Annotated in this window: 13 protein-coding genes; 10 read left to right on the forward strand and 3 right to left on the reverse strand. The window is 56.0% G+C overall.

All coding sequences use genetic code 11. The features are described 5' to 3' along the window. Nucleotides 1–255: 255 nt before the first annotated feature. The gene (locus tag AB9F26_RS16530; RefSeq protein ID WP_369768517.1) at nt 256–3,294 is read left to right on the forward strand and encodes an aminotransferase class III-fold pyridoxal phosphate-dependent enzyme; all 3,039 of its coding nucleotides are present in this window, start codon (nt 256–258) and stop codon (nt 3,292–3,294) included. 16 nt (nt 3,295–3,310) lie between these two features. On the opposite strand, the gene AB9F26_RS16535 is transcribed toward AB9F26_RS16530, so the two are convergent. Next, nucleotides 3,311–4,015, reverse strand: coding sequence for a GntR family transcriptional regulator (locus AB9F26_RS16535; protein WP_335584517.1), 705 nt, complete (start codon nt 4,013–4,015; stop codon nt 3,311–3,313). Nucleotides 4,016–4,216: 201 nt separating this feature from the next. Between AB9F26_RS16535 and AB9F26_RS16540 the strand changes: the two genes are divergently transcribed. Then, nucleotides 4,217–5,167, forward strand: coding sequence for a dihydrodipicolinate synthase family protein (locus AB9F26_RS16540; RefSeq protein ID WP_335584516.1), 951 nt, complete (start codon nt 4,217–4,219; stop codon nt 5,165–5,167). A 72-nt stretch (nt 5,168–5,239) separates the two neighbouring features. Here AB9F26_RS16540 and AB9F26_RS16545 read toward each other — a convergent pair whose 3' ends face one another. Then, nucleotides 5,240–6,274 carry an Ldh family oxidoreductase gene (locus tag AB9F26_RS16545; RefSeq protein ID WP_369768518.1) on the reverse strand — a complete coding sequence of 345 codons (1,035 nt, stop codon included), beginning with the start codon at nt 6,272–6,274 and terminating at the stop codon, nt 5,240–5,242. A 334-nt stretch (nt 6,275–6,608) separates the two neighbouring features. Here AB9F26_RS16545 and AB9F26_RS16550 point away from each other — a divergent pair, with 334 nt between their 5' ends. From AB9F26_RS16550 to AB9F26_RS16585, 8 genes are read left to right on the forward strand one after another with little or no spacing between them, the layout of a single operon-like run. Beyond that, on the forward strand, nt 6,609–7,415 hold the full coding sequence (locus AB9F26_RS16550; protein ID WP_335584514.1) for a transporter substrate-binding domain-containing protein: 807 nt from the start codon (nt 6,609–6,611) through the stop codon (nt 7,413–7,415). 60 nt (nt 7,416–7,475) lie between these two features. Next, entirely contained in the window at nt 7,476–8,141 is a 666-nt protein-coding gene (locus AB9F26_RS16555; RefSeq protein ID WP_335584513.1) for an amino acid ABC transporter permease, read from the forward strand. A 10-nt stretch (nt 8,142–8,151) separates the two neighbouring features. Further along, nucleotides 8,152–8,805, forward strand: coding sequence for an amino acid ABC transporter permease (locus AB9F26_RS16560; protein WP_039000904.1), 654 nt, complete (start codon nt 8,152–8,154; stop codon nt 8,803–8,805). Then, nucleotides 8,798–9,520: an amino acid ABC transporter ATP-binding protein gene (locus AB9F26_RS16565; protein WP_039000760.1), complete on the forward strand. Its 723-nt coding sequence runs from the start codon at nt 8,798–8,800 to the stop codon at nt 9,518–9,520. The genes AB9F26_RS16560 and AB9F26_RS16565 overlap by 8 nt, the downstream gene beginning before the upstream one ends. Beyond that, complete coding sequence (locus AB9F26_RS16570) at nt 9,520–10,743, forward strand: NAD(P)/FAD-dependent oxidoreductase (RefSeq protein ID WP_369754438.1); 1,224 nt, start codon at nt 9,520–9,522, stop codon at nt 10,741–10,743. The genes AB9F26_RS16565 and AB9F26_RS16570 overlap by 1 nt, the downstream gene beginning before the upstream one ends. Before the next feature lie 9 nt (nt 10,744–10,752). After that, nucleotides 10,753–11,757 carry a 4-hydroxyproline epimerase gene (locus tag AB9F26_RS16575; protein WP_369768519.1) on the forward strand — a complete coding sequence of 335 codons (1,005 nt, stop codon included), beginning with the start codon at nt 10,753–10,755 and terminating at the stop codon, nt 11,755–11,757. A 9-nt stretch (nt 11,758–11,766) separates the two neighbouring features. Beyond that, on the forward strand, nt 11,767–13,449 hold the full coding sequence (locus tag AB9F26_RS16580; protein WP_369768520.1) for an aconitase X: 1,683 nt from the start codon (nt 11,767–11,769) through the stop codon (nt 13,447–13,449). Nucleotides 13,450–13,459: 10 nt separating this feature from the next. Next, nucleotides 13,460–14,497: a proline racemase family protein gene (locus AB9F26_RS16585; RefSeq protein WP_369768521.1), complete on the forward strand. Its 1,038-nt coding sequence runs from the start codon at nt 13,460–13,462 to the stop codon at nt 14,495–14,497. Here AB9F26_RS16585 and AB9F26_RS16590 read toward each other — a convergent pair. Further along, complete coding sequence (locus AB9F26_RS16590; protein WP_369768522.1) at nt 14,494–15,954, reverse strand: aspartate aminotransferase family protein; 1,461 nt, start codon at nt 15,952–15,954, stop codon at nt 14,494–14,496. The genes AB9F26_RS16585 and AB9F26_RS16590 overlap by 4 nt on opposite strands. Between the last annotated feature and the right edge of the window lie 13 nt (nt 15,955–15,967).

A 15,967-nucleotide genomic window follows, 5' to 3' on the forward strand; every position in this document is an offset into this window, starting at 1 on the left:
ATAACCTCAAAAGCCGAACCTTTAGCGCGAAAACTCAGATCGAAAACGTCTCGTATCATAACCCTAAACGAGTGCAGATCGACATTTTTATCCCCCCATGAAATGGCACAAAATTCCACCCAAGAGGCGCAAACATCCACTGCGCACCGTGGTCGTTCAAGATTTGTTCTTTGATTTTCCAACAAGTTTCCCCCTAATTGAGAGTGATTCAATCGGAGCCGCGCGGCTTTTCGATTCGTCGCAAAAAATAACACCTTGAGAGCGAACGGGCACAATATGACACATCATTGGCAAAGCGTATTGCGAGATATTTGGGGCATACACGCCACCGTAACCCCGCTTGACGGCGAGTTGGATCTCAACTTTCTGGCGACCGGAACACAAGATTACGTGCTCAAAGTCATGCGCATTGGCTGCCCCGTCGACTTCATCGACCTCCAATGCCGCGCGTTCAATCACATCGCGCATAATGCACCAGACGTCCCCGTTCCCGATGTGATAACAACCCACTCAGGGGAATTTTTTGCCGCGGTGCCAGACGAGGCAGGCGCCAAGCGTCTGGTTTGGGTGTTGCGCAAAGCCGAAGGGCGGACCTATGCCAATTTCCGCCCGCAGTCCGTCGCATTATTGCGCGATTTGGGCCATGCCATTGGGGCAATGGACCGCGCGCTGGCCGATTTTAAACACCCAGCACTTGCGCGTGATTTCAAATGGAATTTGACCCAAGGCGATTGGATTTCGGACCATCTTGAGGGGATCACCGCGCCCAAACGCCGCGCACTCATCAGTGACATTCTGGCCGCATTTTCCACCATCAAACCGGCGCTAAAATCCCTGCCCCACGTCGCCATCCACAACGACGTGAACGACTATAACGTCATCGTCGGCGGCACCCTAACGAAGCCCCCCCATGTGACGGGATTGATTGACCTTGGCGACATCTGCGCCAGCCCGCGCATTTGCGACCTCGCGATTGCGGGCGCCTATATGGTGTTGGGCCAAGCGGACCCCGAACAGGCCTTGGCCGCACTGGTTGCGGGCTATCACGCCGCCTACCCGCTCACCTCTAAAGAGGTCGATCTGATCTGGCCGCTGTTGCGCATGCGCCTTGCTGTAAGCGTGGTGAACTCAACCCAAATGGCGCTCGAAAACCCGCATGATCCCTATGTTGTCATTTCCCAGAAACCCGCGTGGGATTTTCTGGAAGCAGGCGCGGTGAACGAAGAATTGATTGGCAAACGTCTGCGCGCGGCCTGCGGTTTGCCGATCACGGATGCTGCGCCCCGCGTTCAGGCGTGGCTCGATCAAGAGCGCGGGAGTTTTGCCTCCATTATGGGCGAAGATTTGGCGCGGGCCCCGATGGGTACGCTTTCGGTGGAACACTCCACATGGCCGCAAAATCCATTTGACCTTCCGTTGGCTGAAGCCGCCTTGGTTGGGCAGGAATATGAGGATAACGGTCGCATTTGGCTTGGCTATTATAACGAACCCCGCCTGATTTATACCGCCCCCGCGTTTCGCCGTGGACCATGGAAAGCCTCAAATCGGCGTTCGGTGCATTTGGCGATTGATGCCTTTGCTCCTGCCCAAACCACCCTGCATGCACCGATAAAAGCCACAGTTCATGTGGTTGAAAATCGCACCGCTCATCTGGACTATGGCGGCGTCGTTATTCTGCGCCACGAGACCCCAAATGGCGACGCGTTCTTCACACTTTATGGCCACCTTAATCCCGAAGTTCTTGAGACTTTGCAGGTCGGCCAAACCCTTGCAAAGGGCGAGGCTTTTGCCCGTCTTGGCGATGTGACGCAATCAGGTGGCTGGGCACCGCATGTGCATTTCCAACTGGCCCTTTCGACCGATGGCATGGGCGAAGATTGGCCCGGTGTCGCGGACCCGGACGAGATGTATCTGTGGGGGGCGATCTGTCCCAATCCCGCTGCTTTGATGAATTTACCTGACGCCAAAGTGGTCTTCACCCCCACCGACAAAGACGCAGTTAAGGCTGAGCGCGACCGCCTTTTTGGCCGCAATCTGCGTCTAAGCTATGCCGATCCTGTGATGCTGGTGCGCGGCTGGAAACACCATTTGTTTGACGAATGGGGCCGCCCCTATTTGGACGCCTATAACAACGTGCCGCATGTGGGCCACGCCCATCCCCGCATTCAGGCCGTCGCGGCGGACCAACTCAAACGGATAAATTCAAACACGCGGTATCTGCATCCGGCCCAGACCGAATTTGCGCAAAAAATCATCTCGAAAATGCCAAAAAGCCTGTCGGTTTGCTTCTTTGTCAACTCTGGGTCCGAAGCCAACGAACTCGCCCTGCGGCTTGCCCGCGCCAAAACGGGTGGCAAAGACATGATAACGCCCGATCATGGCTATCACGGCAATACCACCGGCGCGATCGACATTTCGGCCTATAAATTTAACGCCAAGGGCGGCGTAGGCCAACCCGATTGGGTGCAATTGGTCGAGGTCGCCGACGACTATCGCGGAAGCTATCACCGCGACGATCCAGATCGAGCCGAGAAATTTGCCGCCCTTGTGGACGACGCCCTTGCGGCTATCAAAAAACGCGACGGAAAACTGGCAGGCTTCATCGCCGAAACCTTCCCCAGCGTTGGCGGCCAAATCATCCCGCCCAAAGGCTATTTATCGGCGGTCTATCAACGGGTTCGCGCGGCTGGTGGTGTGTGTATCGCCGATGAAGTGCAAACGGGATTGGGGCGATTGGGTGACTATTACTTTGGGTTTGAGCAACAAAACGCGGTGCCCGACATTGTGGTCTTGGGCAAGCCAATCGGCAATGGCCACCCCCTCGGTGTGGTCGTCACCACCCGCCAAATTGCTGAAGCTTTTGCCAAGGGGCCGGAGTATTTCTCGACCTTCGGCGGCTCAACGCTGTCCTGTCGCATGGGCAAAGAAGTCCTTGATATCGTTGACGATGAGGGCCTGATGGAGAATGCGCGCGTGATGGGCGCGCGGCTGTTTGACGGGTTGGCGGCGCTGCAACTACGCCACGACGTGATTGGCGATGTGCGCGGCTATGGCCTGTTTATCGGCGTTGATTTGGTGTGGGATCCCGAGAGTCGCGCTCCCGCTACTCAGATTGCCGAATATGTCAAAAACCGCCTGCGCGCGCACCGTATTCTAATCGGTTGCGAGGGGCCATTTGACAATATTCTCAAGATACGCCCGCCTCTAACGATAGACGCCGAGGACGTGGAGATGCTCCTTACGGTGCTTGGGAAAACACTAGAAGAAGTAGACCAGATGAGGGAGGAGCATTGAGGGCGCCTCCCTCATCCTAAAGGGTGATTTTTACACGGCGATCGTTTGAGATAAGCCTTTGAATTTGAGCGACGATTTGGTCCGCATGCGCATGTGCGACTTCGTCGGCCCGCTCAACGTCGCCTGCCGCAATCGCGTCGATCATGCCCTCGTGCTCGCTGACAAATTGTGGCGGAAGTTGATCCTGATAAGACGAGTAATACAGCCGCAATATCCGCCGCCCCTCATCCAATAGCCGCAGGAAAAGCCCTTCGTAATACACGTTCTGCCCCGCCACCGCGATGGCCGCATGGAACTCGCGATTTGTTGCTATCATCGCCAAAGCGTCTTGGTCCTTAACGGCGCGTTCAAACTCGGCCTGATGCGCGCGGATAATCTCTAAATCCTCTGGCGTGTGGTACTCTGCAGCCAACCGCGTGGTCATGCGGTACATCAACGTAAGCGCATCAAAAAACGTGTGCAGCTTGAGGAAATTTATATTGGACACCACGGTCGAGCGATTTGGCAACGTGGTCACCAACCCCTCCACAGACAAGCGGACCAGTGCTTCTCGGATCGGCGTGCGCGACATCGCAAAGCGTTCCGCCAGTTGGATTTCGTCAATTGGACTGCCCGGTTCCAGGACCAAATCGATGATTTCATCGCGCAAAACATCGTACACATGCTTCACTCCAGACCCGCGTTTTCGGTCGGGTTTCTTGATGGCGTCTGACTTTGTCATGATGAATCCTTTTTGTACACAAGAAGGATATTGGAACCCGCTCGTTGGAGCAAGAGTAATGACGATTGTTCGACTCTAGAACAAAACTTGTCGACAAATAAAATCCAACACGTATTATCGCGCTCAAGATATAGAATCAAACTCTATGCGCTGCGCCTTTAAATCTAATCCCGCACGCGCACGACACTTTAGGAGATCACAATGACCCGCCCCATTTTTTCCGGAACCATTCCGGCCCTGATGACGCCCTGCACCCCCGACCGCACCCCGGATTTCGACGCTTTGGTCCGAAAGGGACAAGAACTGTTCGCGGCGGGCATGTCGGCGGTGGTGTATTGTGGCTCGATGGGCGACTGGCCGCTTTTGACGGATGCACAGCGGATGGAAGGCGTTGAGCGCCTCGTTAAAGCGGGTGTTCCCTTGATCGTCGGCACGGGCGCTGTGAACACGAAACTGGCGGTTGCCCATGCGGCCCACGCGCAAAAAGTCGGCGCCCAAGGCCTGATGGTTATCCCCCGCGTGCTGTCGCGTGGCGGTTCTATGCCGGCACAAAAAGCACATTTCAAAGACATCTTGGCCGCGGCCCCCGACCTCCCCGCCGTGATCTACAACAGCCCCCACTATGGCTTTGCCACCCGCGCGGACCTGTTCTTTGAACTACGCAAGGATCACAAAAACCTGATTGGTTTCAAAGAGTTCGGCGGCTATGATGATCTGTCCTATGCGGCAGAACACATCACCAGCGGCAACGACGACGTGAGCCTGATGATCGGTGTCGACACCGCTGTTGTGCATGGTTTCGTCAATTGCGGCGCGACAGGTGCGATCACGGGTATCGGCAACGTCCTCCCCTCCGAAGTCTTGAATCTGGTCGCCCTGAGCCAAGATGCCGCCAAAGGCAACGCACTGTCACGCCAACGCGCAACCGAGTTGGAAACCGCGCTTAACGTTTTGTCGAAATTTGACGAAGGTGCCGACTTGGTGTTGTTCTTCAAACATATGATGGTTTTGAACGGAGACGCGGAATACACGCTGCATTTCAATGAGAGCGACGCGCTTTCGGACAGCCAACGCGGTTTTGTCGAAGCCCAACTCAAGCTGTTCCGCGCGTGGTATGCCGATTGGTCCAAACTTGCAGGCGCTGTTCTTTAAGCTACAGCGCCCCATTCAAATCAAAAAGGCCCGCAGAGCCTCGCGGGCCTTTTTTCGTTTATGGAAAAGGATTTAAGAGACGGCCTTCAACCCATCTTTGCGCAGGCGATCCAACAAAGCCACCTCTTCGGCCGTCAAGCGAATGCCATTAGCCTGAGACTCGGACCGCGCTGCAAAGCGGCGTTGCGACGGCAAGCGCGCCCCCTGACCAAGGATCGCATCAAACAGGGTTTCCGCTCGATCCAAGCTCGCGCCCCCGCGGCCTGCGGCAAATTTTTCGGGGCTAAAGGCAATGATCAGTTCGCCGTGGCGCGGCGCGATATTGGTGGCTCCCAGAAACTCCAAGGCTTCGGGGCTGGTCATATCGCCGATCATCACCCCCGCGAGCAATTCGATCATGGTGGAAATGGCCGACCCTTTGTGGCCGCCAAAGGGCAGCATCGCCCCCTCCAAAGCCAGCGTGGCATTGGTTGTGGGCGTGCCGTTTTCATCCATCGCCCAGCCCTCGGGAAGCGGTTTCCCCGCGATACGGTGCAACTCAACTTCGCCGCGCGCCGCGACGCTGGTGGCGAAATCAAACACATAGGGGTGCGCGCCTTTGCGGGGCCAACCAAAGCCCAGCGGATTGGTGCCGAGCAAAGGTTTTGTGCCGCCCGTTGGCGCAACTGTCGCGTAACTTGGGCACATCGCAATCGCGGCAAGGCCAAGATCGGTGAGCGCCTCAACCTCTGGCCAAAGCGCGGAAAAATGGGTGCAATCGTTGATCACAAGCGCCGCTAACCCCAAGCTATGGGCGCGTTCCGCCAGCACGGGCGCGCCCAACTCGAACGCTGCATTGGCAAAGCCACCCTTGGCGTCGACCCGAACAATTGCGGAGGCATCCTGTTGCAATTTCGGCGTCGCTTGTGGGTCCACTTTTCCCTGCTTTAACGTACGCAAACAGCCCTCAATCCGATAGATGCCATGTGATTTACACGCATCCTGTTCTCCCGCCAAAATCACGCGCGCCAAGGGGCCTGCCTGTGTGACCGAGAACCCAACGTTGAGGAATATCTCTTCGATCAATCCGCTCAACTCTTGGGCGGTGAGGGTCGTTGCGTCGGTCATTTTGGTAGTCCTTACTTTCATTAGATGGCGTCGCGGATATTTCAGACAAAGGCGGGCCGCCAATTGTATATAATTTGTATACATAGAGGATAATCTTAGCAAGTCACCTCCCCCGTCACTTTCTCATTCCTGTCGAAGAGTTCGCATTTCATTTGCGCAAACGAGGTCGATTCGCCCCTTAAACAGGGCGCTCTACGGCCTTTATCGACAAGTCGCGCCCGTTAAGTATACTAATTAAATACAAATAATATTTTTAGTTGATTCAAGTAAAATGCACAACCATAGTCGCCTCACAGACGAATCAAAAAACAATGCCACCACGGGAGAACGACAAATGAAAACTTCGTTGATTATTGGAAGCCTGCTGACTGCAACGGCGCTTACTTCACCGGCAAACGCGGACAAATTGGACGATATCATGGCATCTGGCACGCTGCGCTGTGCTGTGGTGTTGGATTTCCCACCAATGGGGTCACGCGATGCGGACAACAACCCAATCGGCTTTGACGTCGACTATTGCAATGACCTTGCAGCGGCACTCGGCGTAGAAGCAGAAATCGTTGAAACACCCTTCCCTGACCGTATTCCAGCCTTGGTTTCGGGCCGTGTTGATGTTGGGGTTGCCTCCACTTCTGACACGCTTGAGCGCGCAAGAACCGCTGGCTTCACGATCCCCTATTTCGCCTTCACAAACGTTGTTTTGACCCGCGAAGATGCTGGTGTTGAAGATTTTGACGGCTTGAAAGGCAAAACTGTTGGTTCCGTTGGCGGCACCTTCGAAGGCATCGCACTTGAGGACAACGTCAAAGAATGGGGCGAAGGTAGCTTCCGTCCATACCAATCCCAAGCAGACGTGTTCCTTGCCCTTTCGCAAGGCCAAATTGACGCGACGGTTGTGACTTCAACTGTGGCTGGTTCCATCGTTGCTTCGGGCAAATACCCAGGCCTAACTATCAAAGGCGACGCGCCTTATGCCATTGATTACGTAGGCCTTATCGCGCTGCGTAACGAGTACGGCCTGCTGAACTATCTTGATCTCTTCATTAACCAACAAGTCCGCACAGGACGGTATCAAGAGCTGTATGGCAAATGGGTTGGCGGCGACGCACCTGAACTAACTGTTCCTAACGTTTACCGTTAAATCGGCGGGGGGCCTTCGGGCCCCCTTGCTTTCCCGCAAGCTCCCACACAAAGGGTCGCGATGTTTAACTATACATTCCAATGGCGTCAGGCGCTGCAAAAGCTTCCGCAATTATTTGACGGAGCTTTGGTCACACTTGAGATCGCCCTTTTGTCGATGGTCATGGGTATCCTTTTGGCCGTCATCCTCGCCGTTGCGCGCAATTCAAAATCCAAGCTGATCTATGCGCCCGCGACAGTATGGGTCGAGGTGGCACGCAACACGCCTGCCCTTTTCCAGATTTACATGGCGCATTTCGGATTGGGAAGTTTTGGCATCCACCTCAGCCCCTTCGTGGCGCTTTTGGCTGGGATTACGTTCAATAATGCGGGTTATTTGGCCGAGACATTTCGCGGCGCCCTGCGCGCCATTCCAGACACCCAAACGCGGTCGGCACGTTCCCTCGGGATGCGCCCCCTTCAGGCCTTCCGCCTGATTGTGATGCCGCAAATGTTCCGCATCGCTTTCTTGCCCACCACCAACCAAATGGTTTGGGCGATCCTGATGACCTCATTGGGCGTGACCGTAGGAATGAACACCGACCTCGCTGGCGTAACCCAAGATATCAACGTGAGAAGCTTTCGCACGTTTGAGATTTTTACCCTTGCGGCTGTGTTCTACTACTTCATTGCAAAAGCGGTGACGATTGGCGCACGGCTGATCGCATGGCGCATGTTCCGGTATTAAGGAGAGTACCATGTTTGATACCGGTTTAAACCTTAACGACCTGATGTTCCTCGCTAAAGGCGCAGGAATGACACTGGCGGTCACGGCCTTTGCTGTGACGGGCGGCACACTTATGGGGCTGTTCTTTGGCGTCCTTCGCGCCCATATAAGTACGTGGGCCGCCCTGCCTATAATCTTTGTCTTGGATATATTTCGCTCTGTGCCGTTGCTGATCCAGTTGGTTTTGGCGAATGCGTTCCAAGCGATCGCGGGCCTAAATATGCCGCCCTTCGCCACGTCTTGTGTCGTTTTGGCGCTCTATACATCGGCCTATTGCACCGAGATTGTGCGCGGCGCAATTGATGCGGTTCCGATGGTCACACGTCGCGCGGCGCGCTCGTTGGGTCTGTCGTGGGGCCAAGACATGACGCAAATCGTGTTCCCAATGGCGCTTAGGGTGGCCCTTCCAAGCTGGATTGGCCTTACCCTCGGCGTTTTGAAAGACAGCTCATTGGTCCTCTGGCTGGGCATCATCGAACTGCTGCGCGCCAGCCAGATCCTTGTGACCCGCCTGCAAGAACCTATGTTCATCCTGATGGTCACAGGAGTTATATACTTTGCCCTAAGCTTCCCCATCGCTCGGCTTGGAAGCCAACTCGAAAAAAGGTGGCGTGAGAATGATTGAGATTAAAGACGTTCGTAAATCCTTTGGTCCATTGGAAGTGCTCAAGGGCATCGACCTGACGGTTCAAAAAGGTGAAGTTGTGTCGGTTATCGGCGGCTCTGGTTCGGGAAAATCGACGCTCCTGACCTGTATCAACGGTTTGGAACAGATCAGCCACGGCAGCATCCTTGTGGATGGGATTGAGGTGCATGCAAAATCCACCGACCTTAACAAACTGCGCCGCAATATCGGTATTGTGTTCCAACAGTTCAACTCTTTCCCCCACCTCACCGTGTTGGAAAACGTGACTTTGGCCCCGCGCAAAGTGTTGGGAATGTCGCGCGAACAAGCCGAAGAAATCGCCGTCAAACACCTCACGCATGTTGGCTTGGCCGAGAAACTCTTGGTCTATCCTGGACGGCTTTCCGGTGGCCAACAGCAACGTATGGCGATTGCGCGCGCTCTAGCTATGTCGCCTGCATATATGTTATTTGATGAGGTGACATCCGCGCTTGATCCGCAATTGGTGGGAGAGGTGTTGGACACGCTGAAACTGCTTGCAGACGAGGGTATGACGATGATTTGCGTGACGCATGAAATGGGTTTTGCCCGCGATGTTTCGGATCGGGTCGCCTTTTTCCATCAAGGAGTCATGGCCGAGATCGCGCCGTCCAAACAATTTTTCGACGCGCCACAGCATGCGGAAACGCAAAAGTTTCTTTCGAGCGTACGCTAATGAGCACCCAAGATGTCGTGGTGGTTGGCGCCGGTGTAGTCGGTCTCTCGATTGCTTTGGCAGCTCAAGCGCGGGGTCTTACTGTCCGTGTGATTGATCGTGAAGGCCCCTCTGCGGGGGCCTCTGCGGGCAATGCTGGCGCGTTTGCCTTTCCCGAAATCCTGCCGCTGGCTTCACCAAAAGTTATGCGCAAAGCTCCGAAATGGCTACTCGATCCGTTAGGCCCCCTGTCGATCCCGCCTCAATACGCGTTGAAAATCGCACCATGGATGTACAGATTTTGGCGCGCGAGTTGGCCCGCAGAAGTGCGCGCATCAACGGTTGCTTTGACGGAATTGAACGCGATTTCAAAACGCGCGCTCAAACCATTTTTGCGCGACAACGGTTTGATGGATATGCTGCACCACGACGGGCAATTGCTGGTTTATGAGGGGCGGTCCGAGTTTGAAGCCAGCCTGCCGGGCTGGAAGGTCCGTGAAGACGCCGACATCCCCTTCCGTCACCTCATAGGCGACGAAATCGCTGAGGTCCAACCGGGTCTTCATGCGCGGTTCACCCATGCAACATTCACGCCGGAATGGTACTCAATTTCCGACCCCAAGCTATACACCCTCGCGCTTGCCGAGCAGTTCCGTGCCAAGGGCGGCGAAATTGTAATCGCCGAAGCCACGAGTTTGGTTGACGGCGGTGTGCAGACCAGTGTCGGAAAAATGACCGGCAAAATCGTCCTTGCGGCGGGCGCGTTCTCGCACCACCTTGCGCGGACGGCTGGTGTCAAAATCCCGCTTGAAACCGAGCGCGGCTATAACACCACGCTGCCCCCAGACGCGGTCGATCTGCGGTGCCACGTGACGTTCGGCGGCCATGGTTTTGTAATTTCCAAGCTGACAACCGGCATCCGTGTTGGCGGAGCGGTTGAGCTGGGCGGATTGAAACTTCCACCAAATTATAAGCGGGCAGAAGCGCTCCTGACCAAAGCCAAACAATTCATGCCTGCGTTAAAAACCACGGGTGGCACACAGTGGATGGGCTTCCGTCCATCGCTCCCCGACACTCTTCCGGCTCTCGGCCCCCTGCCTGGACGCCCTGATGTGATTTGTGCTTTTGGCCACGGGCATCTTGGATTGACCCAATCGGCGGGCACTGCTGAAATCATCGCGGATTTGCTCGTTGGCAAAGCCCCCGCGATGGACCTATCCCCGTTCTCTCCTGCGCGTTTTTAGAGGCATCGCATGACCCAATTTACCTTCCCTTGCATTGACGGCCACACCTGTGGCAACCCCGTGCGCCTTGTAACCGGTGGCGCGCCGCAATTACGCGGCGACACGATGCTGGAAAAACGCGCGCATTTCTTGGCTGAATACGACTGGATCCGCACGGGCTTGATGTTTGAGCCACGCGGCCACGACCAAATGTCGGGCGCGATCCTCTATCCGCCCACACGCGAGGATTGTGACGTCGGGGTGTTGTTTATCGAGACCTCTGGCTGTTTGCCAATGTGCGGCCACGGCACCATCGGCACCGTCACAATCGCGCTGGAAAACGGTTTGATCCGCCCCGAAACGGCGGGCGTGCTGCGGCTAGACACCCCTGCCGGTCGGGTCGATGTGACCTATGTTCAGGACGGGCGGTTTATCGAGGAAGTGCGCCTGACCAATGTCGCGAGTTTCCTGCATTCCGAAGGGCTTACGGCCAACGTCGCAGGCCTAGGCGAAGTTGTTGTTGATGTGTCCTATGGCGGTAATTTTTACGCCATCGTCGATCCGCAGAAAAATTTCAATGATATGGCCGATTTTTCCGCAGGCGAGTTGGTGGGGTTTAGCCAAAAACTTCGCACAGCATTGAATGAAAAATACGAATTTACCCATCCAGAAAAACCCTCGATTTGCGGTCTATCGCATATCCTGTGGACGGGCGCGGCACAGCATCCAGAAGCCAGCGCACGCAACGCGGTTTTCTATGGCGACAAAGCGATCGACCGTTCGCCCTGCGGCACAGGAACCTCCGCGCGCATGGCGCAATTGGCGGCAAAAGGCAAACTCTCCGTCGGCGATGATTTTATCCACGAGAGCATCATCGGCTCGCTCTTCAAGGGCCGCGTCGAGGCAGCGGCAACGGTTGCAGATAAGCCTGCGATCATCCCGTCGATTGCCGGATGGGCCCGCGTAACGGGCATCAATACAATATTCATAGACGATGAACGCGACCCCTTCGCGCATGGTTTTGTGGTTAAATAGAAAGTACTTATGACACGCAGCATCCTTGCCGGACACGCAAACGGACCCGTTTTGGCGTCCGAAGAAGGCCTTAGTTTTTGGGGCGGCGTTGATGCTTCCACAGGCGTCGTCATCGACGCACATCATCCGTGGCACCGCCAATCCCTCGCGGGGAAAATCGTGCTGATGCCCACCAGTCGCGGATCTTGCACAGGCTCTGGCGTGGTGCTTGAATTGATCCAAAACGGCCACGCCCCTGCCGCGTTTATTTTCCGCGACCATGAGGATGTTTTGACCCTCGGCGCGTTGATCGCACAGCAGCTATTTGACATGAACGTCCCCGTCGCACAATTGGACGCGGCAGATTTCGCAGCCCTGTCCCAAGCCGCCACCGCGCAAATCTCGCCAACCGAAATCACCGCGCCAAACCTGACAATCCCGCTGTCCCCCTTGGCCGACGTCGCGCTTGACCTCTCAGACGGCGACCGCGCCATGCTTGCAGGTGCCGACGGCGAAGCGCCCAAAATGGCCATGCAAACCATCGTCACCATGGCAGCCCTGCAAGGGGCCACAAGTTTGATCGACGTGACCCAAGTGCATATCGACGGCTGTATTTACGCGAGCCCCGCCAATCTGGTGTTCGCCGAAAAAGTGGCCAATATGGGCGCACAAGTGCGGGTTCCAACCACGATGAATGCGATCTCTGTTGATCACGCCAATTGGCGCGCACAAGGCATCCCGCCCGATTTTGGGCTACCCGCAAGCCGCCTCGCAGATGCCTATGTAAAAATGGGCGCACGTCCAAGTTTCACCTGCGCGCCCTACTTGCTCGACACCACCCCCAAGGCTGGGGAAATGATCGCATGGGCGGAATCCAACGCTGTGGTCTATGCCAATACGGTTTTGGCCGCGCGCACAGTGAAACACCCTGATTTCTTTGATCTTTGCATCGCCCTTACGGGTCGCGCCCCCTTGTCTGGCGCCTATCTTGATGAACACCGCGCCGCCCTTCGGATCATCGAAATAACTCTCCCCGCGCGGCACGATGACTCCCTTTGGCCGATGTTGGGATATCTTGCAGGACATTTGGCCCCTGAATGTATTCCCGTTTTGACAGGGTTGGAAAACCTGACCCCGAATGAGGATGATCTCAAGGCAATGTGCGCTGCGTTTGGCACCACCTCCGCGGCGCCGATGATGCATGTAGCAGGCATTACACCAGAGGCCACGATGATCTCCCCTAACGCCGAAACCGTGTACGCGGGCCTCCCTGACCTTGCGCGGATTTGGCAACAGTTCAATCCCGGCCCCGCCCAAATCGATCTCGTGGCCTTTGGCAGCCCCCATTTCTCGCTATCGGAATGCCACGCTTTGGCGCGGCTTCTTGAGGGGAAACATCGTCACAGCGCAACCGATGTCATCGTCACTTTGGGCCACGACACCCTCACCCAAGCCCGCGCAAACAGCACATTGGCCATCCTTGAGGCCGCAGGCGTCCAAGTCGTGCCGGATATTTGCTGGTGTTCGATTTCCGAACCCGTATTCCCCCCAAGCGCCAAAACCTTGATGACCAATTCTGGTAAATACGCGCATTATGCGCCGGGTCTTTGTGGGCGCGAAGTGCGGTTTGGCTCGCTCGCCGATTGCGCCCGCGCCGCCTGCACCGGCCAAGCGCCCAACACTCTCCCCGACTGGCTCACGCCTCAACTTTAAGGTCCCTAAAATGCGCAGTTCAAAAACCATCCATGTGATTTCGGCCCATGCCGAAGGCGAAGTTGGCGACGTGATTGTGGGTGGCGTGACCCCGCCCCCCGGTGAGACGCTCTGGGAGCAAAGCCGTTGGATCGCTAAGGACCAAACTCTGCGCAATTTCGTGCTAAATGAACCACGCGGCGGCGTGTTTCGCCATGTAAACCTATTGGTACCACCGAAAAACCCGCTCGCCGATGCGGCCTTTATCATCATGGAACCCGAAGACACGCCCCCGATGTCCGGCTCCAATTCGATCTGCGTTTCGACCGTACTTTTGGAAAGCGGGATTATCCCGATGATTGAGCCTGTCACCGAACTGGTGCTTGAAGCGCCCGGTGGGTTGGTGAAGGTGCGCGCGACATGTAAAAACGGCAAGGCCGAGAAGATTTCCGTGCAAAACCTGCCCAGCTTTGCGGCCGATCTGGACGTCGAACTGGAGGTCGATGGCCTTGGTACATTGCGGGTCGATACGGCCTATGGCGGCGATAGTTTTGTGATTGTCGACGCTGAAGCGATGGGCCTGTCACTGGTCGCCGAAGAAGCGCATGAAATTGCCCGCCTTGGCGTGCGTATCACCAATGCGGCAAATGAAAAGCTGGCGTTTCACCATCCCGACAATCCCGACTGGACCCATTTTTCATTCTGCCTTTTTGCGGGCCCCGTGACACGCGACGGAAACGAATTACGCGCAGGTGCCGCCGTTGCCATTCAACCGGGCAAGGTCGATCGTTCGCCAACGGGCACAGCCCTTTCGGCGCGGATGGCAGTTTTGCACGCCCGTGGCGAGATGGGGTTGGACGACACATTAACGGCGGTGTCTGTCATTGGCTCAACTTTTACGGGCCGCATCGTCAGCGAAACCACGGTCGGTTCCCGCCCCGCCGTTGTGCCCGAAATTTCGGGCCAAGCATGGATTACGGGCATCCACCAACATATGCTCGACCCCACTGATCCTTGGCCCGAAGGGTATCGCCTTTCGGATACATGGGGCGCGCGCGGAAGTGACTAAGGCGCAGGCAACTCAAGCTCCTGTCCTAACTTAACGACCTCTCGCACCAACAAATCAAGGTCCTGTCGTTTGGTGCGATGATTGTTGATCGCCACACGCAAACAATGCCGTCCGCCCACCGTGGTGTCGGAGGGTACTGCCAGCCCGCTTTCTTGCAGGCGGAGCATGATTTCGGTGTTCAGCGCCTTGAGGTCCTCATCCGAGCCCGCCGCATTACGATATCGAAAACAGACGATATTGATCGACGTCGGTGCCATGAGTTCCAAATGCGAGTCCGTGTGGATGAGGTCCGTCAAATAGGCGGCTTGCGCAATATTCTGATCAATTAGACGGCCAAATTTCTCCACCCCATGTTCTTTTAGCGACATCCATATTTTTAACGCCTTAAAGCCACGCGACAGCTCGAAACAATAATCCGCGAGGAATCCGCCCGACGCAATACCGCGTGGTTTTTCCTCTAGATATTCGCCGTGCAACTCAAACGTATCGAAATGCAACTGCGCGTCTTTGACCAAAGCACACCCCGCTTCAAACGGCGTATGTAGCCATTTGTGCGGATCAAGGGCCAAGGAATCCGCTTTCTCAATCCCTTTCACCATAGCACGGTTCAAGGGCGCGAGCTTGATCAATGCCCCTATACAGCCGTCCACATGGAACCATATCCCTTCTCGCGTACACAGCGCTGCGATGGCCTGCATATCATCTATGGCACCAGTGTTTGTGGTGCCGGCCGTGGCAATCACACAGGCGGGTACGCACCCCGCAGCACGATCCTCTTGGATGGCCTGTTCCAACGCGGGTATGCTCATCCGAAAGTTGGCGTCCGAAGGGATCACCCGCAGGGCGCGTCGACCAAGGCCGAGGGCTTCCAACGCCTTCTGGCTAGCGCTATGGACCTGATCTGAGGTGTAAAATCGCAGCGGTTTGGGCAGGGCTGTGATCCCTTCCTCGCGCACATCGACGCCCGCCATTTTGTTGCGCGCAACCGTCAGGCACACCATGTTTGCCATCGACCCGCCACTGGTCAATGTCCCACTCGCCGACGCTGGAAAATCCATCAATTCCTGGAGCCAGTTCACGACTTGCCGGTCAACTTGGGCTGCCGCTGTATCCCCTCCGCCAAGGTTGGACCCCTCAATGGCCGCCAGAAAATCAGCCAGCGCGCCTGTAAAATTGCTCGATCCCATGTACCAGCCCCAAAACCGTGGGTGAATATTCCCCATCGCATAGGGGAAAACCGTTGACAGAACCTCGTCATAAACCGCGTCCAATGGCGTGGGTTCCATGGGCACAGGCGTGAGGAAACCATCGCGCACCGATTGCGGCATTTGCTGCCAAACCGGACGCTCCCGCACCCCCTCAACATGGGCAACGGCGTCGTCAATCATCCGCGACGCCGTTTTATGCATATCCGCCCAATTCGCAGGATCGAGGCTTTCTTCTGGAGTATCCGTCATCATCAATCCTTTA

It is taken from the genome of Falsihalocynthiibacter sp. BN13B15 (assembly GCF_041205415.1).
Lineage (GTDB): Bacteria > Pseudomonadota > Alphaproteobacteria > Rhodobacterales > Rhodobacteraceae > Falsihalocynthiibacter > Falsihalocynthiibacter arcticus.

Coding starts and splice junctions, on each gene's coding strand:
- AB9F26_RS16585 (WP_369768521.1), top strand. CDS start 13,460: ATGCGCAGTTCAAAAACCATCCATGTGATTTCGGCCCATGCCGAAGGC.
- AB9F26_RS16545 (WP_369768518.1), bottom strand. CDS start 6,274: ATGACCGACGCAACGACCCTCACCGCCCAAGAGTTGAGCGGATTGATC.
- AB9F26_RS16535 (WP_335584517.1), bottom strand. CDS start 4,015: ATGACAAAGTCAGACGCCATCAAGAAACCCGACCGAAAACGCGGGTCT.
- AB9F26_RS16540 (WP_335584516.1), top strand. CDS start 4,217: ATGACCCGCCCCATTTTTTCCGGAACCATTCCGGCCCTGATGACGCCC.
- AB9F26_RS16560 (WP_039000904.1), top strand. CDS start 8,152: ATGTTTGATACCGGTTTAAACCTTAACGACCTGATGTTCCTCGCTAAA.
- AB9F26_RS16575 (WP_369768519.1), top strand. CDS start 10,753: ATGACCCAATTTACCTTCCCTTGCATTGACGGCCACACCTGTGGCAAC.
- AB9F26_RS16580 (WP_369768520.1), top strand. CDS start 11,767: ATGACACGCAGCATCCTTGCCGGACACGCAAACGGACCCGTTTTGGCG.
- AB9F26_RS16555 (WP_335584513.1), top strand. CDS start 7,476: ATGTTTAACTATACATTCCAATGGCGTCAGGCGCTGCAAAAGCTTCCG.
- AB9F26_RS16590 (WP_369768522.1), bottom strand. CDS start 15,954: ATGACGGATACTCCAGAAGAAAGCCTCGATCCTGCGAATTGGGCGGAT.
- AB9F26_RS16550 (WP_335584514.1), top strand. CDS start 6,609: ATGAAAACTTCGTTGATTATTGGAAGCCTGCTGACTGCAACGGCGCTT.
- AB9F26_RS16565 (WP_039000760.1), top strand. CDS start 8,798: ATGATTGAGATTAAAGACGTTCGTAAATCCTTTGGTCCATTGGAAGTG.
- AB9F26_RS16570 (WP_369754438.1), top strand. CDS start 9,520: ATGAGCACCCAAGATGTCGTGGTGGTTGGCGCCGGTGTAGTCGGTCTC.